At 56.4% G+C, this 24,032-nt stretch carries 20 protein-coding genes; 7 read left to right on the top strand and 13 right to left on the bottom strand.

Translation table 11 applies throughout. From position 1 onward, the window contains the following. Window positions 1–530: 530 nt before the first annotated feature. Both malP and malQ read left to right on the top strand, forming a co-directional pair. Window positions 531–2,936 (top strand): maltodextrin phosphorylase, encoded by a 2,406-nt coding sequence (gene malP, locus NHG65_RS24380; protein WP_207979714.1) that lies wholly within the window; start codon window positions 531–533, stop codon window positions 2,934–2,936. Window positions 2,937–2,945: 9 nt separating this feature from the next. Then, the gene (gene malQ / locus NHG65_RS24375) at window positions 2,946–5,036 is read left to right on the top strand and encodes a 4-alpha-glucanotransferase (RefSeq protein WP_318439210.1); all 2,091 of its coding nucleotides are present in this window, start codon (window positions 2,946–2,948) and stop codon (window positions 5,034–5,036) included. An 82-nt stretch (window positions 5,037–5,118) separates the two neighbouring features. Here the strand turns inward: malQ and nfuA are convergent, their stop codons facing one another. Next, entirely contained in the window at window positions 5,119–5,694 is a 576-nt protein-coding gene (gene nfuA, locus NHG65_RS24370; protein ID WP_012147309.1) for a Fe-S biogenesis protein NfuA, read from the bottom strand. A 67-nt stretch (window positions 5,695–5,761) separates the two neighbouring features. After that, the gene (gene gntX / locus NHG65_RS24365) at window positions 5,762–6,445 is read right to left on the bottom strand and encodes a DNA utilization protein GntX (protein WP_129936969.1); all 684 of its coding nucleotides are present in this window, start codon (window positions 6,443–6,445) and stop codon (window positions 5,762–5,764) included. Window positions 6,446–6,487: 42 nt separating this feature from the next. On the opposite strand from gntX, the gene bioH reads away from it, so the two are divergent. Together bioH and NHG65_RS24355 are read left to right on the top strand one after the other, a co-directional pair. Further along, window positions 6,488–7,282 carry a pimeloyl-ACP methyl ester esterase BioH gene (gene bioH, locus NHG65_RS24360; protein ID WP_099063493.1) on the top strand — a complete coding sequence of 265 codons (795 nt, stop codon included), beginning with the start codon at window positions 6,488–6,490 and terminating at the stop codon, window positions 7,280–7,282. A gap of 246 nt (window positions 7,283–7,528) precedes the next feature. Beyond that, window positions 7,529–7,813, top strand: a complete 285-nt coding sequence (locus tag NHG65_RS24355) for a YdgH/BhsA/McbA-like domain containing protein (protein WP_099063494.1) — start codon at window positions 7,529–7,531, stop codon at window positions 7,811–7,813. A gap of 42 nt (window positions 7,814–7,855) precedes the next feature. Here the strand turns inward: NHG65_RS24355 and NHG65_RS24350 are convergent, their stop codons facing one another. From NHG65_RS24350 to NHG65_RS24315, 8 genes are all read right to left on the bottom strand, one after another. Then, window positions 7,856–8,095, bottom strand: coding sequence for a FeoC-like transcriptional regulator (locus NHG65_RS24350; RefSeq protein WP_112349132.1), 240 nt, complete (start codon window positions 8,093–8,095; stop codon window positions 7,856–7,858). After that, window positions 8,095–10,410, bottom strand: coding sequence for a Fe(2+) transporter permease subunit FeoB (gene feoB, locus NHG65_RS24345; RefSeq protein ID WP_207979710.1), 2,316 nt, complete (start codon window positions 10,408–10,410; stop codon window positions 8,095–8,097). Before feoB ends, NHG65_RS24350 begins: the two co-directional genes overlap by 1 nt. 71 nt (window positions 10,411–10,481) lie before the next feature. Next, window positions 10,482–10,706: a ferrous iron transporter A gene (gene feoA / locus NHG65_RS24340; RefSeq protein ID WP_085119832.1), complete on the bottom strand. Its 225-nt coding sequence runs from the start codon at window positions 10,704–10,706 to the stop codon at window positions 10,482–10,484. 643 nt (window positions 10,707–11,349) lie between these two features. After that, window positions 11,350–13,686: a Tex family protein gene (locus NHG65_RS24335; protein WP_207979708.1), complete on the bottom strand. Its 2,337-nt coding sequence runs from the start codon at window positions 13,684–13,686 to the stop codon at window positions 11,350–11,352. A gap of 157 nt (window positions 13,687–13,843) precedes the next feature. After that, window positions 13,844–14,317 (bottom strand): transcription elongation factor GreB, encoded by a 474-nt coding sequence (gene greB / locus NHG65_RS24330; RefSeq protein ID WP_207979706.1) that lies wholly within the window; start codon window positions 14,315–14,317, stop codon window positions 13,844–13,846. An 86-nt stretch (window positions 14,318–14,403) separates the two neighbouring features. Then, entirely contained in the window at window positions 14,404–15,267 is an 864-nt protein-coding gene (locus NHG65_RS24325) for a fumarylacetoacetate hydrolase family protein (RefSeq protein WP_207979704.1), read from the bottom strand. A gap of 72 nt (window positions 15,268–15,339) precedes the next feature. Next, window positions 15,340–16,374, bottom strand: coding sequence for a cupin domain-containing protein (locus tag NHG65_RS24320; protein ID WP_207979702.1), 1,035 nt, complete (start codon window positions 16,372–16,374; stop codon window positions 15,340–15,342). Beyond that, window positions 16,375–17,865, bottom strand: a complete 1,491-nt coding sequence (locus tag NHG65_RS24315) for an aldehyde dehydrogenase family protein (RefSeq protein ID WP_499182759.1) — start codon at window positions 17,863–17,865, stop codon at window positions 16,375–16,377. A 113-nt stretch (window positions 17,866–17,978) separates the two neighbouring features. Between NHG65_RS24315 and NHG65_RS24310 the strand changes: the two genes are divergently transcribed. From NHG65_RS24310 to envZ, 3 genes are all read left to right on the top strand, one after another. Further along, entirely contained in the window at window positions 17,979–18,923 is a 945-nt protein-coding gene (locus tag NHG65_RS24310; protein WP_283604004.1) for a LysR family transcriptional regulator, read from the top strand. A gap of 330 nt (window positions 18,924–19,253) precedes the next feature. Beyond that, window positions 19,254–19,973 (top strand): osmolarity response regulator transcription factor OmpR, encoded by a 720-nt coding sequence (ompR, locus tag NHG65_RS24305; RefSeq protein WP_004709363.1) that lies wholly within the window; start codon window positions 19,254–19,256, stop codon window positions 19,971–19,973. After that, a complete protein-coding gene (gene envZ, locus NHG65_RS24300) occupies window positions 19,970–21,340 on the top strand; it encodes a two-component system sensor histidine kinase EnvZ (RefSeq protein WP_207979695.1) in 1,371 nt (456 codons plus the stop codon). The genes ompR and envZ overlap by 4 nt, the downstream gene beginning before the upstream one ends. Window positions 21,341–21,365: 25 nt before the next feature. Here envZ and NHG65_RS24295 read toward each other — a convergent pair whose 3' ends face one another. From NHG65_RS24295 to pckA, 3 genes are all read right to left on the bottom strand, one after another. Then, window positions 21,366–21,845, bottom strand: a complete 480-nt coding sequence (locus NHG65_RS24295) for a type II toxin-antitoxin system VapC family toxin (protein ID WP_085119824.1) — start codon at window positions 21,843–21,845, stop codon at window positions 21,366–21,368. Further along, the gene (locus NHG65_RS24290; protein WP_261260163.1) at window positions 21,842–22,105 is read right to left on the bottom strand and encodes a FitA-like ribbon-helix-helix domain-containing protein; all 264 of its coding nucleotides are present in this window, start codon (window positions 22,103–22,105) and stop codon (window positions 21,842–21,844) included. Before NHG65_RS24290 ends, NHG65_RS24295 begins: the two co-directional genes overlap by 4 nt. Before the next feature lie 126 nt (window positions 22,106–22,231). Further along, window positions 22,232–23,851, bottom strand: a complete 1,620-nt coding sequence (gene pckA, locus NHG65_RS24285; protein WP_099063503.1) for a phosphoenolpyruvate carboxykinase (ATP) — start codon at window positions 23,849–23,851, stop codon at window positions 22,232–22,234. Window positions 23,852–24,032: the final 181 nt, after the last annotated feature.

Here is a 24,032-nt window from a genome sequence, read left to right as displayed (position 1 = left end):
AAAAGCGCGGTTCCCGCCGCCGTAGGCCTGCCCGATGGCGTTTTTTTCATCGTGACGCCTGCCGGGATCGGAGTGAGGCTAATTATTTTATGGCTCGTAATTAATCCCCCTCCTAACTTCTGACAACGTTAAACGTATTGCAACAAGGTTCAGCATTGGCTTGGAGTTAAATTGCTATTGATCACACTTTTTTACGTTTGCAGGCAAATCCTTGTGAAATAGCCGTGGTGTGGCACGGTTTGGTGACGCAGATACAGAAAAGCATTTCTGGCAATCTGCGCCACTATAGCCGGCGCAATAACTATGCTAACGTCATTGAACAAGTTTTCAGCGTATTCTCAGTGCTCGCTGCCTTCGTCGGTGGGCTTTTTTGCATGATGCAAGGGAGTCAAAAAGTGCCTGAGATCACAATTTTAGCTACGCCCCAATCCTCCTCCCCAGCTAATCCCCAGGCGGGATGATGCCTTCACTGTTTCTCCCCGGCACGATAACGGTAATTTGACCCACTTACTGGATAGAGAGTTTTCCTTATGTCACAGCCTACGCTTAAAAAGGATGCTTTTCTGGCGGCACTGACCCGTCAGTGGCAACAGTTTGGCCTCAGTTCTGCACAACAGATGACCCAGCACCAATGGTGGGAAGCGGTAAGCCGCGCACTGGCCGAACAGCTTGCTGCACAGCCTGCACCACCCAAAAGCAGTAAGCCGCTGCGCCATGTGAACTACATTTCGATGGAGTTTCTGATTGGTCGCCTGACGGCCAACAACCTGATTAACCTGGGCTGGTACGACACCGTCGAGCAGGCATTGGCGGAACAGGATATCAAGCTGGCAGACCTACTGGAGCAGGAAACCGATCCGGCGTTGGGCAATGGCGGGCTGGGGCGCTTGGCGGCCTGCTTCCTGGATTCGATGGCGACGGTGGAACAACCGGCCACCGGCTACGGGCTGAATTACCAGTATGGGCTGTTCCGCCAGTCGTTTAGCGGCGGCCAGCAGCAAGAGGCCCCGGATAACTGGCAGCGCGAGAGCTACCCGTGGTTCCGTCACAATGCGGCGCTGTCGGTGGATGTCGGCATCGGTGGGAAGCTGGAAAAACTGGCCGATGGCCGCGAACTGTGGCGTCCTGAGTTTACCCTGCGCGGCGAAGCCTGGGATCTGCCGGTATTGGGCTTCCGTAATGGCGTGACCCAGCCGCTGCGCCTGTGGCAGGCGACCCATCAGCATCCGTTTGACCTGAGCGATTTCAACGACGGCAAATTCCTGCAGGCGGAGAAGCAGGGCGTAGAAGCCGCCAGGTTGACCAAGGTGCTGTACCCGAATGACAACCACCAGGCGGGCAAGCGCCTGCGCCTGATGCAGCAATACTTCCAGTGCGCCTGTTCGGTGGCCGATATTCTGCGTAAGCACCATCTGGCGGGGCGCAAAATTGAAGACCTGCCGAAGTACGAAGTGATCCAGTTGAATGACACCCATCCGACCATCGCCATTCCGGAAATGCTGCGTATTCTGCTGGATGAACATCAGTTGGACTGGGATGCCGCCTGGGCGATCACCAGCAAAACTTTCGCCTACACCAACCATACCCTGATGCCGGAAGCGCTGGAGTGCTGGGATGAGAAACTGGTGCGCAGCCTGCTGCCACGTCATTTCTCCATCATCAAGCAGATCAACGCCAACTTCAAAAAGCTGGTGGATAAACACTGGCCGGGCGACGACGCAGTATGGGCCAAACTGGCGGTGCACCATGACAAACAGGTGCGCATGGCTAACCTGTGCGTGGTCAGCGGCTTTGCGGTCAACGGCGTGGCTCAGCTGCACTCCGATCTGGTGGTGAAGGACCTGTTCCCGGAATACCACCAACTGTGGCCAAACAAATTCCATAACGTCACCAACGGCATCACGCCACGTCGCTGGCTGAAGCAATGCAACCCGGCGCTGTCAGGGCTGATTGATGAAACGCTGAAGGTGGAGTGGGCGAACGATCTCGACGCGCTGAAAGGGCTGGAGAAATACGCCGATGATGCGGCGTTCCGCCAGCGTTATCAGCAAATTAAACGCGATAACAAAGTCATATTAGCCAACTACGTGCACGACGTGATGGGGCTGACGCTGAACCCGGACGCGATTTTCGACGTGCAGATCAAACGCCTGCACGAATACAAACGCCAGCATTTGAACCTGCTGCACATTCTGTCGCTGTATCGCCAACTGCGCGATAACCCGCAGCTGGATATCGTGCCGCGGGTCTTCCTGTTCGGCGCCAAAGCGGCACCGGGCTACTATCTGGCGAAGAACATCATTTATGCGATCAACCAGGCAGCGGAAAAGATCAACAACGATCCGCTGGTGAAGGATCGACTGAAAGTGGCGTTTATTCCCGACTATCGTGTGTCCGTCGCTGAACTGATGATCCCGGCGGCGGATATTTCTGAGCAGATCTCGACCGCAGGCAAAGAGGCCTCCGGCACCGGCAACATGAAGCTGGCGTTGAACGGCGCGCTGACCGTCGGCACCCTGGATGGTGCTAACGTGGAGATCGCCGAGCAGGTGGGCGAAGACAATATCTTTATCTTCGGCAATACCGTGGATCAGGTAAAGGCGCTGCTGGCGAAAGGCTATGATCCGCTCAGCTACCGCAAGAAAGACAAGCACCTGAAGGCGATCCTGGACGAACTGGCAAGTGGTGCATTCAGCCATGGCGACAAGCATGCCTTCGACATGATGCTGCACAGTCTGCTGGAAGGGGGCGACCCTTACCTGGTGCTGGCGGACTTTGCTTCTTACTGCAAAGCTCAACAGCAGGTAGACGAACTCTATCGTGACCGTGATGAATGGACGCGTCGTACTATTCTTAACACCGCGCGTGTCGGTATGTTCAGTTCGGATCGCTCGATCCGCGACTACCAGCAGCGCATCTGGCAAGCCAAGCGTTAAGGAGAGCGAATGGATCGCAAGGTCATCGATCAAGCGGCCGCTCAGGCGGGTATCGCTGCCGATTATATTAATGCCCACGGTCAACAGCAGGCGATCGCTGAGGACACCAAGCGCCGACTGCTGGATGCCATGGGACGCACTACGACCCCACAGGAGACTGCAATGACGCCGCTACCGGCGGTGAAGGTCTTCTATCAGGGTGCGCCGGTGGCGTTGCCATTGGCGGGCAGCGGTGAGTATCTGTGGACGTTGCTGCGTGAGGATGGCGGCCAGCAACAAGGGCGTGCCAGCGCGCGTAAAACCTTTACCCTGCCGGGCGAGTTACCACCGGGTTATCACCAACTGACGCTGAAACAGGGCGAGCAGCAGTGGCAGTGTCGACTGATCGTGGCGCCGAAACGCTGTTATGAACCGGATGCCTTGCTGACTGGAAAGAAGCTGTGGGGCGCTTGCGTCCAGCTTTACACCCTGCGATCCGATCGTAACTGGGGTATCGGTGATTTTGGCGATCTGCGTCAGATGGTGGAGCAGGTCGGTGAGCGGGGTGGTGCTTTTGTCGGGCTGAACCCGATCCACGCGCTGTATCCGGCCAATCCGGAAAGCGCCAGCCCGTACAGCCCGTCATCGCGGCGCTGGCTGAACGTGATTTATATCGATGTGAACGCGGTGGAAGATTTCCAGCGCAATGACGCCGCGCAGCAATGGTGGCTGAAACCGGCCACGCAAAAGAAGCTGGCCGCGGCGCGCAGCAGCGAGCAGGTGGATTACAGCACGGTGACGCAGCTAAAGCTGGCGGCGCTAAAGCTGGCATTCCCGCTGTTCCAGGCACGTAAAGCGGGTGACGAGCAACGTCAGGCATTTGAGCAGTTTGTTCTCGACGGTGGCGACAGCCTGTATCAACAGGCCGCCTTTGATGCGCTGCACGCCTATCTGGCTGCCAAAGACAGCAGCCTGTGGGGCTGGCCGGCCTGGCCTGAGCAATATCAACAGGGCGACAGCGCTGCGGTGAAGCAATTTTGTCAGCAACAGCAGGATCAGGTGACGTTTTACCTGTGGCTGCAATGGTTGGCGGCCAGCCAGTTCGCCGATTGTTTCCGCCAGAGCCAGCAACAACAGATGCCGATCGGCCTGTACCGCGATTTGGCGGTCGGCGTGGCGGAAGGGGGCTCGGAAACCTGGTGCGAGCGCGAGCTTTATTGTCTGAAAGCCTCGGTGGGTGCACCGCCGGATATTCTGGGCCCGTTGGGGCAAAACTGGGGCCTGCCACCGATGGATCCCCATGTGATGGCGGCCCGGGGCTACCAGCCGTTTATCGATCTGCTGCGTGCCAATATGACCAGCTGCGGCGCACTGCGCATTGACCACGTGATGGCGTTACTGCGTCTGTGGTGGATACCCTACGGTGAAACCGCGGTTCACGGTGCCTATGTGAAATACCCGGTGGACGATCTGCTGGCGGTACTGGCGCTGGAAAGCCAACGCCACCGCTGTATGGTGATTGGCGAAGACCTCGGTACCGTTCCGGTTGAGATTGTCGGCAAGCTTCGCGACAGCGGCGTCTACTCCTATAAGGTGCTGTATTTCGAACGTGACGGGGAGAACCATTTCCGCGCACCGCAGGCCTATCCGGTGCAGGCCATGGCGACTATCACCACCCACGATCTGCCGACGCTGCGCGGTTATTGGCAAAGCGGTGACCTGCAGTTGGGCAACCAACTGGGATTGTATCCGGATGCGGAGATCCTGAAAGGGCTGTTTGCCGACCGTGAGCGAGCCAAGCAGGGGTTGCTGGACGGGCTGCACCACTATGGTTGTGTGCCGCAGAAGGTAGGAAAAAAGGCGGCGTTGTTGAATATGAGCCCGTTGCTTAATCGGGGCTTACAGCGTTATGTCGCCGACAGCGCCAGCGCGTTGCTGGGTCTGCAGCCGGAAGACTGGCTGGACATGGCGGATCCGGTCAATATTCCTGGCACCAGCGATCAGTACCCGAACTGGCGACGTAAACTGACCCACACGCTGGAGGAGATGTTTGCCGATCAGCAGGTCAACCGGTTACTGAAGGATTTGGACAAGCGGCGACGCAAGGTCTCGGTAGGGTAATTGACGTAAAAATGCCGGATTGGGCACACCAAATCCGGCATTTTTTTATCCGCTGTGGGGCATCAGGCCCTAAAACAGGGGATTAATAGTAAGAGTGCTCGCCGCGCTGGTGCTCGGTCAAATCGCGCACGCCTTTCAGTTCAGGGAACTTCTGCAGCAGCTCTTTCTCGATGCCTTCCTTCAGGGTCACATCGACCATTGAACACCCGTTACAGCCGCCACCAAACTGCAGGATCGCCAGGCTGTCATCAGTGATTTCCATCAGCGTAACACGGCCGCCGTGGCCTGCCAGCTGTGGGTTGATCTGTGACTGCAGTACGTATTCAACACGCTCCATCAGCGGTGCGTTGTCGTCCACTTTACGCATTTTGGCATTTGGCGCTTTCAGCGTCAGCTGCGAGCCCAGTTGGTCGGTGACGAAGTCGATCTCGGCATCGTCCAGATAAGGTTTGCTCAGTTCGTCGATATAGGCGGACAGCTTTTCGAACTTCAGCTCGGTGTCTGTCGCTTCAACCGCATCCGGCGGGCAATAAGAGACACCGCATTCGGCCGTAGGCGTACCCGGGTTGATCACGAATACGCGGATTTGGGTGCCTTCCTCTTGATTTGCCAGCAGTTTGGCAAAGTGTTCCTGTGCAGTATCTGTTATACGAATCATGGCATTAGCTCGTTAGTTCAAATAGTTGACTTCTATACTAGGTTATAATACGCCCATTGCCTTGGCACTACAACGTGCGGCAAACACACCAAATCTGTATTGATGCGACTCCCTGCCGCTGCAACAACCTGGAAATTTCTGCCACCGTACTGCCCGTCGTCACCACATCGTCCAGCAGGGCGACGTGTCGACCCGCCAAAGATTCATGGCAGCGAAATGCACCGCGTAGATTACGCCGCCGCATACGGGCCGGCAACCGTTGCTGTGGGGCGGTTTTACGCACCCGGCTCAGGGCGGCGGGGCGATAGTCGCAGCCCAGCCAGTACGCCAGCGGCCGCGCCAGCAAATCGCTCTGGTTATAGCCGCGACGCCAGCAACGTTTAGCCTGTAAGGGTACTGCTAAAATCACATCGGGTCTGTTCAGATATTGCTCTCGATGCGCCCGTTGCCAGTTTAGCAAAATTAACCGTGCCAGCAGCGGTGCCAGCTCCGGCGTGTGCTGAAACTTGAATTTTTTGATCAGTTGGCGCAACGGGGCCTGGTAGTCGCTGACGAACACTAACGCCTGCCAGGGGGGCGGCTGTTGCAGGCAGCGGCCACAGGGCAATACCGTATCGCCGGCGGGCAGCCCGCAGCGGGGGCAGCATAGCGGTTTGGCGGCCATTTGGCGCAGGCAGTAGCTGCAGATACCCTGACGACTAAGATGTAATGGCTGTCGGCATAGCCAACAGCGGCTGCAGATTGATAGCATAGCCGTCCTCCCTGACGGATGAGAATGAAAGGACAATAACTGATGACTGCGTTGTACTGGCAAACAATAGGTGAAGGCGATCGCGATCTTGTGCTGCTGCATGGCTGGGGACTGAATGCAGAAGTGTGGAGTTGCATGCTTGAGCGACTGACGCCGCATTTTCGCCTGCATTTGGTCGATTTGCCGGGTTATGGCCGCAGCCAGGGGTTTGCTGCCATGTCGCTCGAGCAAATGGCGGAAATCGTGCTGGATGCCGCGCCGGCCCAGGCATGGTGGCTAGGCTGGTCGCTCGGCGGGCTGGTGGCCAGCCAGATAGCGCTGATGCAGCCGCAGCGGGTACGTGGGCTGATCACCGTAGCCTCTTCGCCCTGCTTTACGGCACAGGGTGACTGGCCGGGGATCCGCCCGGAAGTACTGAGCGGTTTTCAGCATCAGTTGAGTCAGGATTTTCAGCGTACCGTAGAGCGTTTTCTGGCATTACAGACGCTGGGAACGGAAAGCGCACGGCAGGACGCCCGCTTGCTGAAGTCGGTGGTGCTTAACCAGCCGACGCCAAGTGTTGAAGTCCTGAACGGTGGGCTTGAAATATTGCGGACGGCTGACTTGCGTCAAGCGTTGACGCAGTTGTCGCTGCCCTTGTTGCGGGTTTATGGTTATCTGGACGGATTGGTGCCGCGTAAGGTGGCCGGGTTACTCGACGTCAGTTGGCCACACTCGTCTTCAATCATCATTGCCAAAGCGGCCCACGCGCCATTTATTTCCCAGCCTGATGAATTCGCTGAAATTATCTGCACCTTTGTGGCCGAAAGTGGGATCCGCTGCCAAAACGCACAATAAAGCGTTAAAAAAAGAGCTGCTTAGTGGATAAAAAATAAACCTGTCCGATACTTAGGGGGGTAACTGCGTTGGCTGGGAAATGAAAAAACCGTTCACGGTTTTTTTACTTTGGCGTTTCGTCTCTGGGAAAACGGCTCTCGTCAGGGAAAGCAACGAGGTCAGAAGATGTCACGGCAGCCGGTATTATGGCGCACTTACCCTGGACAGTTTTCATAATAAATAAATTATCCATTGAGAGGTATTGTAATGAAATCTTTGAAAATGATTATTGCCGCGTTAGTTGTAGGTTCAGTGTCTTTCAGCACCCTGGCAGCGACCCTGCTGACCAAGGAAGATCTGGACAAGAATCCGGGTAAATACGAGAAAGTGGGTACAGTAACCACTACCGCACAAACCACGTCGCCAATGGATGCAAAAGAAGAGCTGTCCAAACTGGCTGATGAAAAAGGCGGGCAATACTACGTAATTCTGGCTGGCCGTGAGCACGGCAAGTTCAGTGCTATCGCTGACGTGTATAAAGACAAGCAATAACGATTGATTGAACAGGGGCGCGCCTGTGCCGCGCCCCGATCCTTACGACTTCAAACGATAGACCACCGTACTGCATCCCTGGCCCTCTGGGCAGCTTTTACAACTGCCACTCAGGCAGGCGCTGTTATCCTGCTCGATACGCTCCACTTTCCCCATCGCGATTAAACGCTCCAGCATGGCCTGCACTAACGGCAGCGGGGCCGCCAACTGACGGCTGAGTTGAAGCGCCTGCACGTTGCCGTGCAGCGCCAATGCATCACGGATCTGCAGCAGGCCGGCCATCAGTGACAGTCCCCCTTGGCACCCTGGCAACAGGTTGTTGGTGTAGCATTGCCCAGCCGCACTGTTACCCGGCTGCGCGCCCGACGCAGGCCGAACAGGATCAACAGATTGAACAGCACCACAATGGCGATTGCCGTCAGGCTGTACTGCGGATGCTGGCTGAAGGTGGCGACCTGATAAAACAGCGTGGCCAGGGAGTAAGCGACATTCAGCCCCCAGAGAATGGAGAAGGTCATCCAGCCGCGGCTGGATTCACGGGCGATAGCCCCCATGACCGAGACGCAAGGGACGTAAAGCAACACGAAAATCAGGTAGCTGTAGGCGGAAACCCCGGAGCCGAATTTACTGCTCATCACGCCCATTGAGCCGACGTCCATTTCCCCATCGCCCTTGCTGGCCTCAATCGGGTTGGACAGCACGCTCAGGCTGAAGGTGTCTTTCAGCCCCTGCCAGGTGGTATTCAGTGCTCCGCCCAGTTCGTCCAGCAGGTTAAAGTTGGCGGCATCAAATTCGGTATTATTGATATGTTCGGCGGTGTACAGCGTGTTCAGGGTGCCGACCACCACTTCCTTCGCCATGGCGCCGGTCACCAGACCGACGGTGGCCTGCCAGTTATCATTGTGCACGCCCATCGGTTGCAGCAGCGGTGTCAGCACCTTGGACACCGACGCCAGTGCGGAATCATTGATGTTATCCACCGGTTTGCCGCTGAACGAAAAGCTGTTCAGGCCGCCAATGAAGATGCTGGCAATCACGATCACTTTACCGGCACGCAGGACGAAGCCTTTCAGTCGCTGCCAGGTTTGCAGCAGCAGACTTTTCAGGTGCGGCACATGGTAGACCGGCAGCTCCATCACGAAGGGTGAGGCTTCGCCGCGCATGATGGTGTACTTCAGCACCAACCCGGTGAGGATCGCCACCACAATGCCGAGCATATACAAAGAGAACACCACGCCCGCTCCGTCCTGACCGAAGAAGGCAGCGGCAAAGACGGCGAAGATGGCCAACCGGGCGCCGCAGGACATGAAGGGAGCCATCATGATGGTAATCAGGCGCTCGCGCTGCGCATCCAGGGTGCGAGCGCCCATGATGGATGGCACGTTGCAGCCAAAGCCGACAATCAGCGGCACGAAAGATTTCCCGGGCAACCCGAGTGCCTGCATCAGGCGATCCATCACGAAGGCTGCCCGAGCCATGTAGCCCGAGTCTTCGAGGAACGACAGGAACAGGTACATCATGCCGATTTGCGGCACCAGTGGCAGCACGGTGTTGATACCGCCACCGACCCCCTGTGCCAGGAAAATAGTCAGCCATTCAGGGAAATGCAGGGTGTAACCCAGCCATTGAATACCCTGGATAAAGATGGCCGCAGAACCGATATCGAAAATTGGCTGCAGCGCACCACCAAGGTTGATTGCCAGCAGGAACATCAGATACATCACCAGCAGGAAGATCGGCACTCCCAGCCAGCGGTTGAGGATCACTTTATCCAGGGCTTCGGTAAGGCGGTTTGGTATCGCCTGCTGCGAATTGCTGACGGCGTCACACAGAGTGGCGATCGACTGATAGCGCGCATCGGCGATGACTAATGCCGGGTCTTCCTGTTGCTGTTGTCGCAGTGCCTCTCTGGCTGCCGGCAGCAGGGCCGCTGCCGGGCCGGCCAAAGAATGGCTGTAGATATCGCCCTCCAGCATCTGCAGTGCCAGCCAGCGACGCTGTTCGCTCGGCAGGTTTTGCGGCATCGCGTCGCTCAGCGTGGTCATTTCTTTGAGCAGCACCGGTGGGTAGAGCACCAGCGCTTTCAATTCGTTGAACTGATGATTGTCGATCATCTGCTTGAGTACGCCAATACCATCGGCCTTGGTGGAGATCAGCGGTACTACCGGACAGCCGAGGCGTGCGGACAGGGCGGCGATATCAATATCAATTTTTTGACTTCTGGCGATATCCAGCATGTTCAGCGCGACGATGCAGGGAATACCCAGCTCCAGCAGTTGCAGCGTCAGGTACAGATTACGTTCCAGGTTGGAAGCGTCGACCACGTTGATCAGCAGATCGGCGTCGCCGCTCAGAATGTAGTGGCAGGCGATCTGCTCGTCGAGTGAGGTTTGCTCCGAGATGGTGGTCAGGGAGTAGGTGCCGGGCAGATCGACCAGTTTGACCTGGGATTGCGGCGTGGTGAACAGGCCTTCTTTACGCTCCACCGTCACGCCCGCCCAGTTACCGACCCGCTGGCGCGCCCCGGTCAGCTGGTTAAACAGCGTAGTCTTACCGGAATTAGGATTTCCTATTAAGCCAATAGTGAGTTTTTTCATAATTTTGCGTGATATCAGTCAAGGGAAATGGGGCCAGGCGATGCGCGAGGCCAAGGCAAGGCGACTCCGCGTCAGGATGGGTCGTCGAGCAGGATCAGGGCCAGATCTTTCCTGCGCAGCACCAGGCTGACGCGGCGGGTTTTAATTTCTATGGGATCACCCAGTGGTGCGACGCGTACCACTTCAAACGACGAACCCGGCAGCATGCCGAGTGATAACAGTTTCTGGCGGTAGGCTGGGCCGATTTCATTGGCGAAGCCGGCGATCTTATACGACCGTTTAGGCAGAAGATGCATGTAACCTTCCCTGAGCCCAGCTTATTGGGCCGATGATGATAAAAGAACGTTCCAAAGGAAGCGCCGCGGTAAATATGACGGGCTGCCGACGTTTTCAATCCATGAGGTAATGCAGTGAACACGCACAATAATAATAGTGAGAATCATTATCGTATTCAATACAAAAAATAGGGGTATTGGTAACCAAAAGTTGTGGCGAACACATTTAACCATCGAGGTCGCCTGACAGGACTACTTTTATCACCCGGTTTGGCGGGGCGCAAATGCGAATGGTGAGTTAAAACAGTTACGTGATTGTAGTGATGTTTTCCAGTTTGAAAAAATTAGCGACAAATTCGGCAGCTTTGATCGGTTAGCACCCATATTGGTATTTATTTGGCAACATCTCGTCGGCTGAATACGAGCGGTAACTATTTGTGTTTCTCTGGGAAATGGCGAAATGGGAACATGATGTTAATAACGGTGTTAATCGATGGCGATACAACGCTATTTTCAGGCCTAAAACATTGGGTCGTTATAGCCGTTGGTAAGATTAGAGAAAAATGCAGGTTTATTGAGGCGGGTCAAAAATCGCGGGGATATTTCGGCAGGAAAGGGCGGAGTGAACTCCGCCCTGCATCCCATTAGCCGGGTTAGGGTCTGATTAAGATTTTTTGCCGAATGCCGCCGCCAACGCATCACCCATGGCGCTGTTACCTGCCGAAGTGTTGTTGTTGCCGCCGCGCGGTTTACCCTTATTGGCCGGTGCCCGGTTTGCATTGTCCTTGGCCGGGGCGGAATTGTTGCCACGGCGCGGCGAACCTTCCCCCGGTTGCTCGTCCAGACGCATGCTCAGCGCGATGCGTTTGCGCTGAAGGTCAACTTCCATCACCTTCACTTTGACGACGTCGCCGGCTTTCACCACGGTGTGTGGATCTTCGACAAACTTGTCCGCCAGCGAGGAGATATGTACCAGGCCGTCCTGATGCACGCCGATATCCACAAAGGCACCGAAGTTGGTCACGTTGGTCACCGAACCTTCCAGGATCATGCCCGGCTGCAGGTCATTGAGGGTTTCAACGCCTTCAGCGAAGGTGGCGGTTTTGAATTCAGGGCGCGGATCGCGGCCCGGTTTCTCCAGCTCCTTCAGGATGTCGGTCACCGTTGGCATGCCGAACTTCTCGTCGGTGAAATCGCTGGCCTTAAGGCTACGCACCGCTGCCGGGTTACCCATCAGATCTTGCAGTGCCTGGTGGGTGGCAGCCAGAATGCGTTCGACTACCGGGTAGGTTTCCGGGTGAACGGTCGAGGCATCCAGTGGGTTTTCGCCGTGGTTAATACGCAGGAAGCCGGCGCACTGCTCAAAGGCTTTTGGCCCCAGACGGCTGACTTTCAATAGCTGTTCACGGTTGCTGAAACGGCCGTTCTCATCACGCCAGGTGACGATATTCTGCGCCATCATGCGCGTCAGGCCAGCCACGCGGGCCAGCAGCGGCACTGAGGCGGTGTTCAGATCGACCCCAACGGCGTTCACGCAGTCTTCAACCACCGAATCCAGCTTTTTCGCCAGTTGGCTTTGGCTGACATCGTGCTGGTACTGACCGACACCGATGGATTTCGGATCGATTTTCACCAGCTCGGCCAGCGGATCCTGCAGGCGGCGGGCGATAGAGACGGCGCCACGCAGCGAGACGTCGAGGTTAGGGAATTCCAGTGCCGCCAGTTCGGAGGCGGAATACACCGAGGCACCGGCTTCGCTGACGATCACTTTCTGCGCTTTGACTTCGCCGAACTGCTGTTGCAAATCAAGGTAAAAACGCTCGGTTTCACGCGACGCGGTACCGTTGCCGATGGCCACCAGTTCCACTTTGTGTTTGATGCACAGTGCCGCGACGATGGCAGCGGCTTTGGCGGTCTGTCCGGTATGCGGGTAGACGGTGTCGGTGGCGACCAGTTTGCCGGTGGCATCCACCACCGCCACTTTCACCCCGGTACGCAAGCCCGGATCCAGCCCCATGGTCGCACGCATGCCGGCCGGTGCGGCCATCATCAGATCGTGCATGTTACGGGCGAAGACGTTGATTGCTTCGTCTTCCGCACGCTCGCGCACGGTACTCATCAGTTCGGTTTCCAGATGCAGCAGCACCTTGATGCGCCAGGTCCAGTTGACCACGGCTTTGCGCCAGGCATCTGCCGGGGCGTTATTCAGGCGCAGATCGAGATGGCTGATGATGATCTGTTCCGCCTGGCTTTCACGCGGAGCTTCTTCAAACTGTGGATCGGCGTTCAGCGCCAGTTGCAGCACGCCTTCGTTGCGGCCACGGAACATGGCCAGCGCACGGTGTGAAGGCACCTGGGCAATAGGTTCATGGTGATCGAAGTAGTCGCGGAATTTCGCGCCGGCTTCTTCTTTGCCTTCCACCACTTTGGAGACCAGATGCGCATGCTTCCACAGGTAATTACGAACCTTGGCCAGCAGTGCGGCGTCTTCAGCGAAGCGCTCCATCAGGATGTAACGCGCCCCGTCGAGGGCGGCTTTCACGTCCGCCACGCCTTTGTCGGCGTCAACGTAGCGTTCGGCCAGCGTTTCCGGCTGCTGCTGAGGATCCTGCCACAGGCTGTCCGCCAATGGGGCCAGACCGGCTTCGATGGCGATCTGTCCACGGGTGCGGCGCTTGGGTTTGTAAGGCAGGTAGAGGTCTTCGAGTTCGGTTTTGCTTTGCGTGGCGGTGATCGCCCCCGCCAGTTGTTCGGTCAGTTTGCCCTGCTCGTCGATCGATTTAAGGATGGTCTGACGGCGGTCTTCCAGTTCACGCAGATAACCCAGGCGGGTTTCCAGCTGGCGCAGTTGGGTATCGTCCAGACCCCCGGTGACTTCCTTACGATAGCGTGCAATAAAGGGCACGGTATTACCTTCATCCAGCAGACGGATGGCGGAGTCAACTTGCTCCGGCCGGGCCTGCAGTTCTGTTGCAATAATGCGGCTCAGTGGGTCATTCATAGGTCTGGTATCTGTTGATAATGGTGAGTAAACAGGGGGACAGTTATACGGATTGCGCGCGGAAAATGCCAGTGAAGCGGGCCACCTCTCGGCAGCCAGGGCACGTAAAGTGGCCTGTACCGCGGCGGCGGACACCCGCTAGGAAAAAGCCGAAATCTTATTTAACGTACTCAATCTCATTCACATACCACAGCGCATCTCCCGCCGGGGTGTTGACGGTGGCGGCATCACCCACTTCTTTTTTCAGCAGGGCGCGGGCCATCGGTGAATCGATGGAGATATAGTCCCGACGGCCAAAAATCTCGTCATAGCCGACGATGCGAAAGCGTTTGATCTCACCGTCTTCGTTTTCCACCTCTACCCAGGCACCAAAGAACACTTTGCCTTGCTGCTGCGGCGAATGGTCGACGACTTTCAACTGTTCGAGGCATTTGGTCAGGTAGCGCACGCGGCGATCGATTTCCCGCAGCCGTTTCTTGTTGTACTGATAATCGGCATTTTCACTTCTGTCGCCAAGGCTGGCGGCCCAGGTCACTTTTTTGGTGACCTCTGGCCGATCTTCCCGCCAGAGGTAATCCAGCTCTTGTTTAAGTTTGTCGTACCCTTCACGGGTGATCAGCGGTGTTCTCATACAAGCTTGTTACCGTGGCAATAGTGGAACCTATAGCGCGAAGTGTACGACAGATACGGGGCCAGAGGCATCGAAAATAGGGCTTGTCAGGGGGTGCTGTCGGCTATCGTGACCGACATCGCACCGATGCGTTCGATGCTGACCTCGATACAGTCACCGGCCTGTATCGGCGAGACGCCGGACGGCGTACCGGTATAAATTACATCGCCCGGCCACAGGGTAAACATCGTCGAGGCATAGGCAATCAGGCGCTGTACGTTATAAATCAGGTGGCGGGTGTTGGAATGCTGCCTGAGTTGGCCATTCACCCGAATACTGAGATCCAGCGCGTTCGGATCGCCGATTTCGTCAGGGGTGACAATCCACGGGCCCAACACCGAAAATCCATCGGCCGACTTACGAAAAGAGGGAAATTCCGAACCGCGGACGGTCATGTCTATGCCGATAGCGTAGCCGAACACCACCTCCAGGGCCTGTTCGACGGGCAGGTTCCGGGCGCGTTGGCCAATGATCACCGCCAGTTCGACCTCTGGATCGGTACGTCGATCAGGAATGGGCAAGTTGATGATCTCGTTCGGTCCGCACAATGAGCTGTTGGCCTTGAGAAACAGACCGTATTCGCTGATATCGGTATAGACCTTGCCATGGTTGATTTGTTGGTCGGCATTGGCTTCGGCGATGTGATCGCGATAATTGATCGGTGCGGCAATAAGTTTGCCGGGGTTGGCCACCGGCGAATTCAGGTTCACCTGCTCCAGCGGATAACTTTCCAGTCGTTCCCAGTTTGCGCCCAGTCCCTTGGCAACGAAGGGGAAATGACTAATCATCCAGTCGGCGGGCGGCGTGGGCCAATGGGCGGGGGGGATGGAGTGAAACATTGGCGTGATGTCATACACCCGCTGCTGCCGGATGATCCCTATCCGGTCATGATTGAAACGGCAGATCTTCATGATACAGGCCCTCTGAAGGCGAAATGGAATGGTATTGCCCGCTGAGCGGGCCGAGAGAGAAAACAGGCGTTATCAGCCTTCTGGCATGATTTCATGACGCCAGATCCCCAGTTTTTCCAGCACCGGGCGATCGGAAAAACTGAAACAGACCGTATCGCCATCCGGCGCAGACAGCCGATAGCTGAGCCATGAAGGCAGCGCAAAGATATCTTTCGGTTTTAACCGGAAGTGGATCCCTCCTGTCAGCCGTATTTCCAGCTCCCCCTCCATCACCACCAGTACCTGGCTGGCATTGCCACGCTGATAAAGACTGGTAAACCCCTTGGGCAGCAGCGTGATGACGGTGCCGAGGGTCGGAATGGCCCAATCGCCGTTGGCCGGGTTGATGTAACGCAGACTGATGGCATTGGCCGGATCGATCTCGCTATGGCGCTGCAGTTGCTCCAATGCTTCACGCGTGCGTTGATACGGGTAGTTAAATATCGGCGAGGGCTGACTCTGCCCCGTCGGACGATACTCCAGCGGCATCAGGCCTGCGCCGTAGCGGGCCAGGGCATCACCCTCCGGGCGCGGGTCCAGCGTTTGGCCTGCGGGCAGGCGGTCTTGCCGAAATCCGGCCTTGAGAAAGTGCAGCAGCGGGGCATCCAGACCATCCAGCCAGAATATCGGTTTATCGGTGTCATTTTGGTGCTGGTGCCAACGCCATGAGGGGGTAATGATAAAATCCCCCGGGTGCAGCGTGGTCTGCTCGCCGTCCACCGTAGTGTTGCCGCCCTCGGCTTCCAAAATAAAGCGCAGGGCGGTGGGCGTGTGGCGATGCAGCGGGGCAATTTCCCCCGGCAGCACCATTTGCATCCCGGCATACAGTGTGTCGGTGATGCGTGACGAACCCGGTGGCAGCGACGGGTTTTCCATGACCAGCACGCGGCGCTCGGCACGTTCGATGTCGATCTTCGAGCCGATATCCAGCAGCGCGTCTTTGACCTCGGCGTAATGCCATTGATAGGGCGTAGCCTGAGGTTCAGGTTGATCGGGGACCAGACCATGCAGTGACTCCCATAGCGGGAACAGATGCTTTTTTTGCAGTTGCTGAATATCGATGCTCATTTAGTCCTTCCTTTGTGGGTCAGTGACCCCCACATTTTGATAGACGTGTTTGTATTCGATAAAGCTGTCCAGTGAGGCGATGCCGTTCAAACGGCCCAGGCCGCTCTGCTTGTATCCTCCCTCTTCGAACTCATCGTGAATTTGCGCCCAGTCGTTGATCCACACGCTGCCGGCCTGAATTTCCCGCGCGACCCGGTGCGGTCGGTTAGCGTCCATTGACCAAATACTGGCGGCCAATCCGTAGTCGCTATGATTGGCGGAGACGATCGCTTGCGCTTCGTCGTCAAACACCTCCAGCGTGAGCACCGGCCCGAAAACCTCCTGCTGCACAATGTCCAGATCGCTGTTGGGCACTTCCAGCAGGGTGGGGCGATAGAACGCGCCTTTGGCTAAGGGGCCATCCACTACCGGCCCACCGCGAACCACGGCAGTGGCGCCCTGGGCCAGTGCGGCAGTGACCATGGCATCGACCCGCTGGACGCTTTGTCGGTCAATTAACGGCCCCAGTTCAACGCCTGGTTCCAGCGACGGCCCGATTTTTACCGCTTCCAGCAACGCCGCCATGCGGGCACGCACCTGCGGATAGATCGCGCGCTGTACCAGTAAACGGCTGCCGGTTACGCAGAACTGGCCGCTGAAGGTGGTGAGTGAGCGCACGATCATCGGCAAGGCACGGTCCAGATCGGCGTCTTCGAACAGTAAATGTGGCGTTTTCCCGCCCAGTTCCAGTGAGATACGTTTGATCCGTTGCATGGCGTTGGCCGCCAGGGAGCGCCCGGTGCGGGTGCTGCCGGTAAAGCTGATGGCCGGCACCGCCGGGCTGCTGACCAGCAACATGGCACCGTCGCTGCCACTTTCGGTAAACAGGTTCACCACGCCCTGCGGCAGGCTGTCGACTTCGGCCAGAATGCGGGCGAATGCGGCGTTAACCTGGGCGGTCTGAGCCGGGAGCTTGATGACGGCAGTGTTGCCGGCGGCCAACGCCGGAGCCAGCGATCGGATAGTCAAAATGGCAGGCGAGTTCCATGGTGTGATCACCCCGACCACGCCCAGCGGTTCGTACAGCACCCGGGATAAGGCACCGGGCTCAATTTCCATGGCGCGCCCATAGGTTGTCAGGGCCAGTGCGGCGGCGTAGCGCAGTTTGCTGGGAATGAACTTAACCTCAAAGCGGGCTTCGTTCAGCGGCTTGCCATTGTCTTGCGCCAGGATCTGGGCCAGGGTTTCCGCGTGTTGTTCAAACCGATCGGCCATTTGGTTCAGGCAGCGTGCCCGCAGGTGCCGATCGCGGCTCCATGCCGGCACAAATGCGCGTTGGGCGGCGGCTATCGCCATCGCGGCTTCCTCTGCCCCGCCGTCGGCAAACTCGCCCAGTTCGGAGCCATCCGCCGGGCTGATGCTGACGCCTTGTTTGGCCGAGTCCTGCCATTGGCCATCGATCCAGTGCAGTGCTTTGGGTCTGGCTGAGAGGGTCTGGTCACCTGTTTGCATAACCGCTCCTGTGATGCATTTTTGTTAATGAAATGAAAATTTCCATGTGCCGAAAGGATATCTGCTGCTTACAATCAATCAATCGAATGTGGTTTATTGGCCGAATAACAAAAATGAATTTGAAGAGCGTCGATTTGAATCTTTTAGTGGTGTTTGACGCCATCTTTCGTCAGCGCAGCGTCGGTCTGGCGGGGCAGATGTTGGGTATTAGCCAACCGGCGGTGAGCCATGCGTTGGCTCGCTTGCGCCAGCTGTTTGACGATCCGATGTTTGTGCGAATTAATAATGAGATGTGCCCGACCGACCGGGCCAGTGAACTGATGCCGTCGGTCGAACGGGTGCTGCTGATGATCCGCGACGATGTGTTGCAACCGGCGGGCTTTGATCCGGCGGCCAGTCGCAGAACGCTGACGCTCTGTATGCCGGATATCGGGGAGCAGTATTTCCTGCCGCCATTGATTAACCATCTGGCGCGGGTGGCGCCAGGGATGGCGGTGGTCAGTCATGAGCTGGCGCCGGCGCAATTGGAGGAGGCGCTGGAAAGCGGACGGGTCGATCTGGCTATCGGCTATTTTCCCGATTTGCGGCGCGCCGTTTTTTATCAGCAGCGGTTATTTTACAGTGGGTTTTGCTGCGCGGTGCGGCAGGAGCATCCGCAGATTGGTGAAACGCTGTCCTTGCCGCAGTTCTTACAGGCAGAGCACGTGACTGCCCGTTTGCGCATTCGCAGTCAGGAAATTGCCGAGCAGGCGATGAGAGAGCAGGGAATTGCGCGCAACGTCAAACTGCAGACCAGCCATTTTCTGAGTCTGACCCATATCATCGCCCAAACGGATCTGCTCGCCACAGTGACCCATCAAGCGGCGCAATTGCTGCAGGCCGCGGGCAAAGTGAATATTTACCCGGTTCCTTTCCCAATACCGCATTTCCCGGTGATGCAGTATTGGCATGAACGTGCTCATCATGATCGCGGTAATCAATGGCTACGTGGGGAAATACGCGGCTTGTTCCAACGCGATGATGAAAATACCGCCGATGAATGCGCGGCAGAACATTAGGTGCATTGTCACTCCCGGCTTAGACTGGCGGTACGATAGCCGGAGTCAGGGTTAATCAGCTTATAAATACGTCGTTAATTTGAGCGACAGCCCCCTGCAGCCCGCGACGGTGATGTCATTTTGCTGAGTGGCTGAGGGCGCTTTTTCCGGCGAAACGAGACAATATCGAGTGGATTAATTGGCTTGTTGAATGAAAGATATTGATAACTCGGTAAAAGAATAAGCTTTGTAACAATTTAGACTAGAATATATACCAATAATCGCTGTCCGAATTGGCATGGTTTTTTAACAATATTCACGTCAGGCAATACAGCCTTTGGGAGTAATACAATGCAAGAGAATCATAAGATTCTGGTCGTCGATGATGACATGCGCTTGCGCGCGCTTTTAGAGCGTTATTTAACCGAACAGGGTTTTCAGGTTCGCAGCGTGGCTAACGCTGAGCAAATGGATCGCTTGCTGACACGTGAATCCTTCCACCTGATGGTGCTGGACCTGATGCTGCCGGGCGAAGATGGGCTTTCTATCTGCCGCCGTCTGCGTAGCCAAAGCAACCCAATGCCGATCATCATGGTGACCGCCAAAGGTGAAGAAGTCGATCGTATCGTCGGCCTGGAAATCGGCGCTGATGATTACATCCCAAAACCGTTCAACCCGCGTGAACTGCTGGCCCGTATCCGTGCGGTATTGCGCCGCCAGGCCAATGAACTGCCGGGCGCCCCTTCGCAAGAAGAGGCGGTGATTGCCTTTGGTAAATTCAAACTGAACCTGGGTACCCGTGAAATGTTCCGCGAAGACGAGCCTATGCCGTTGACCAGCGGTGAGTTCGCGGTACTGAAGGCGTTGGTGAGCCATCCGCGTGAACCGCTTTCGCGTGACAAGCTGATGAACCTGGCTCGCGGCCGTGAATACAGTGCAATGGAACGTTCCATCGACGTGCAGATCTCTCGTCTGCGCCGTATGGTTGAGGAAGATCCTGCGCATCCACGTTATATCCAGACCGTTTGGGGTCTTGGCTACGTCTTCGTCCCGGACGGCAGCAAGGCATGAGACGATTGCGCTTTTCACCGCGTAGCTCGTTTGCCCGAACCCTGCTATTGATCGTCACCTTGCTGTTCGTCAGCCTGGTGACGACCTATCTGGTGGTGCTGAACTTCGCCATCCTGCCCAGTTTGCAGCAGTTCAACAAGGTATTGGCCTACGAAGTTCGTATGCTGATGACCGATAAGCTGCAACTGGAGGATGGTACCTTGCTGGAAGTGCCGCCAGCGTTCCGTCGTGAAATCTATCGCGAACTGGGGATTTCTCTCTATACCAATTCGGCGGCGGAGGAGAGCGGTCTGCGCTGGGCGCAGCACTATCAATTCCTCAGCCAGCAAATGGCTCAGCAGCTTGGTGGGCCCACCGACGTCCGGGTTGAAGTGAACAAAAACTCACCGGTGGTGTGGCTGAAAACCTGGCTGCAGCCGGATATCTGGGTGCGTGTCCCGCTGACTGAAATTCACCAGGGCGATTTCTCGCCGCTGTTCCGCTATACCCTGGCGATTATGCTGCTGGCGATAGGCGGCGCCTGGCTGTTTATTCGCATCCAAAACCGCCCGCTGGTGGAGTTGGAGCATGCTGCTCTGCAGGTCGGCAAGGGTATTATTCCACCGCCGCTGCGTGAGTACGGCGCATCCGAAGTGCGTTCGGTAACCCGGGCCTTTAATCAGATGGCATCGGGCGTTAAGCAACTGGCGGATGACCGCACGTTGCTGATGGCCGGCGTCAGCCACGATCTGCGCACGCCGTTGACGCGCATCCGTCTGGCGACCGAGATGATGAGTGCCGAAGACGGCTACCTGGCGGAGTCGATCAATAAAGATATTGAAGAGTGCAACGCCATCATTGAGCAGTTTATTGACTATCTGCGCACCGGCCAGGAGATGCAGACCGAGTTAAGCGATCTGAATAGCATCCTGGGTGAAGTGGTGGCTGCCGAGAGTGGTTATGAGCGGGTTATCGAAACCGCTTTGGCACCGGGTGAACTGATGATGAATGTGCATCCGCTGTCGATCAAGCGTGCGGCGGCGAACATGGTGGTGAATGCGGCGCGTTATGGCAACGGCTGGATCAAAGTCAGCAGCGGACGTGAGCTGCAGCGCGGCTGGTTCCAGGTGGAAGACGACGGTCCGGGCATTAAACCGGAAGAGTTAAAGCATCTGTTGCAACCGTTCGTCCGTGGCGACAGCGCGCGTAGCACCAGCGGAACCGGACTGGGTCTGGCGATTGTACAGCGCATTATCGATGGTCATCACGGTGCTTTGGATATTGGCACCAGCGAACGTGGCGGGTTGTTGATCAGGGCTTATATTCCGTTGCCGATGGAGAAGAAAGAGTCGGCCAACGGGAATCAGACTGTGAAAGATAACGCCTGACATCCCTGACAGTGGCATTGCCCTGTCAGGGTTTTCTGCTCATGACGTAGTATTCCGCCGCTTCTTCATGCAGACGCCGACCGGTGCTGGCTTGCCAGGGGTCGATTAATTCAATCCCGCAATGGATAAAGTCTTTGGTATTGCGCGTGGCCAGGGTGGCACCGTAATGCAGGCAGGTGGCGGCGATTTGGGTGTCCGCCATGCTCATCAGCCGGCCCTGACGCTGATTTTTCCCCATGAGTTCTGCGTATTGCAGCGCGCAGAGTGTATCAAATGGCAGGGTTTGCTCATCAAATCTAATCTGCACTGCCTCCGCCAGCTTATGTTTGAATTCGCGCTGCCGTTTCCCATCAGGCATACAGGCAACCCCGCTGAACAACTCGGCGAGAACTATCGCACTCAGATAAAGCTCATCGTTGTCTTTTTCATTCAGCCATGTAAGGACGTTGTAGTGCGGGTTGGGGCGCAAGGTTTCTGAAACCACATTGGTATCGAGAATAATCATAATTGGTCATCGTCGTCGTCAAAGGTGACAATCCGCGGCGGTGTTTTATCACGCGGCGGGATCTCCAGTTCAACGCCACCCAACTCAGCAAAGTGTTGATGCATCCAAGTGCCTAAGCCATAACGCGGCGGTTTTTTGACTAATGCCTGTTTCAAAATCATTCGAGCTTCCTCCTCCATGGAATGGCCGTTTTTTGCTGCCGAGACGCGCAGCAACTCCTTGACTTCGTCGTCCAGATTTCTGACGGTTATGGTAGCCATTGAAACCTCCTTTGCTATCAATGATTGCACTGCATTATTATCTCTTTACACTGATTAAAAAACAACCGATAAAAATAAAAAAAGGCGTGGGATCCACGCCTTAGCTGAAGCTGTAAGAAGAAGGTATTACAGTTTTGGACCGGCGCTGACCAGTGCGGCACCTGCCGGGGTGTCGGTGTATTTGTCAAAGTTGGTGACAAAACGCTCGGCCAGGTCCTGGGCCTTCTCTTGCCATTGCTCAAGGCTGGCGTAAGTGGCACGTGGATCCAGAATGTCCGGGTTAACGCCTGGCAGTGAGGTTGGCATCGCCAAATCGAAGATCGGCAGAGTAATGGTTTCCGCCTTATCGATTTCACCGCTAAGGATCGCGTCGATAATACCGCGGGTATCCTTGATGGAGATGCGTTTGCCCGTGCCGTTCCAGCCGGTATTCACCAGATAGGCCTGTGCGCCAGCGGCTTGCATGCGTTTCACCAGCACTTCGGCGTACTGCGTTGGGTGCAGCGACAGGAAGGCTGCGCCGAAGCAGGCGGAGAAGGTTGGCGTTGGCTCGGTCACACCGCGCTCGGTACCGGCCAGTTTGGCGGTAAAGCCAGACAGGAAGTGGTACTGGGTCTGGTTAGCGGTCAGGCGAGATACCGGTGGCAGTACGCCGAAGGCGTCTGCGGTCAGGAAGATCACCTTGGTGGCGTGACCCGCTTTGGATACCGGCTTCACGATATTCTGGATGTGATAGATCGGGTAGGAAACGCGGGTATTCTCGGTTTTCGAACCGTCGTTGAAATCTATCGTGCCGTCAGCCAGCACGGTGACGTTTTCCAGCAGCGCATCGCGTTTGATAGCGTGATAGATATCCGGCTCGGCTTCTTCAGACAGTTTGATGGTTTTGGCGTAGCAGCCACCTTCGAAGTTAAACACGCCGTCGTCGTCCCAACCGTGCTCGTCATCGCCAATCAGCTGGCGTTTTGGGTCGGTGGACAGGGTGGTTTTACCGGTGCCGGACAGGCCGAAGAATACCGCCACGTCGCCTTTCTCACCCACGTTGGCCGAGCAGTGCATTGAGGCGATGCCTTTCAGCGGCAGCAGGTAGTTCATGATGGAGAACATACCCTTTTTCATTTCGCCGCCGTACCAGGTGCCGCCAATCAGTTGCATGCGCTCGGTCAGGTTGAAAGCGACAAAGTTTTCCGAGTTCAGGCCCTGTTGCTGCCAGTTCGGGTTGGTGCATTTGGCGCCGTTCATGACGACGAAGTCCGGTTCGAAATCCTGCAGTTCTTCGTCGGTCGGGCGAATGAACATGTTTTTAACAAAGTGCGCCTGCCAGGCGACCTCGGTAATAAAGCGGACTTTCAGGCGGGAGTCGGCGTTGGCGCCGCAGAAGGTATCTACCACAAACAGGCGTTTGCCGGAGAGTTGCGTGGTGACCAGCTGTTTCAGGTCTGCCCAGATTTCCGGGCTGAGGGGTTTGTTGTCGTTTTTGCCTTTACCCTGATCGGCCCACCAGACGGTGTCGCGGGTGATGTCGTCACGGACGATATATTTATCTTTCGGGGAACGGCCGGTAAAAATACCGGTGTCGACGGATACAGCACCCAGCTTGGTTACGACCCCACGCTCAAAACCTTCCAGAGATGGGTCTGTTTCTTCCTTAAACAGCAAGTCATAACTCGGGTTGTGAACGATTTCGCCGACGTTATGAATCCCATAAGCGGCCAGATCCTGAGGGGTTATACCTTTAACACGCATGTCACTACTCCTTGGTCACAGAATTTCTGGCGCCAATTGTAGGGATTCAGCAGCGAGTAACCGCGATAGGTATCAAATATTTAACGTTTTAGTCGGTTTTTCGTTACGATCTGAGAGATAGCACACGGAAAAAAGCAAACGTGCAAACGGAGTAAACAGGCAGGCGCAGGGCGCGCCCGCC

Source organism: Serratia myotis (assembly GCF_027474885.1).
Classification (GTDB): domain Bacteria; phylum Pseudomonadota; class Gammaproteobacteria; order Enterobacterales; family Enterobacteriaceae; genus Serratia; species Serratia proteamaculans.
Note: the sequence above shows the minus strand (reverse complement) of the source record. Positions and strands in the feature narration are given on the sequence as shown.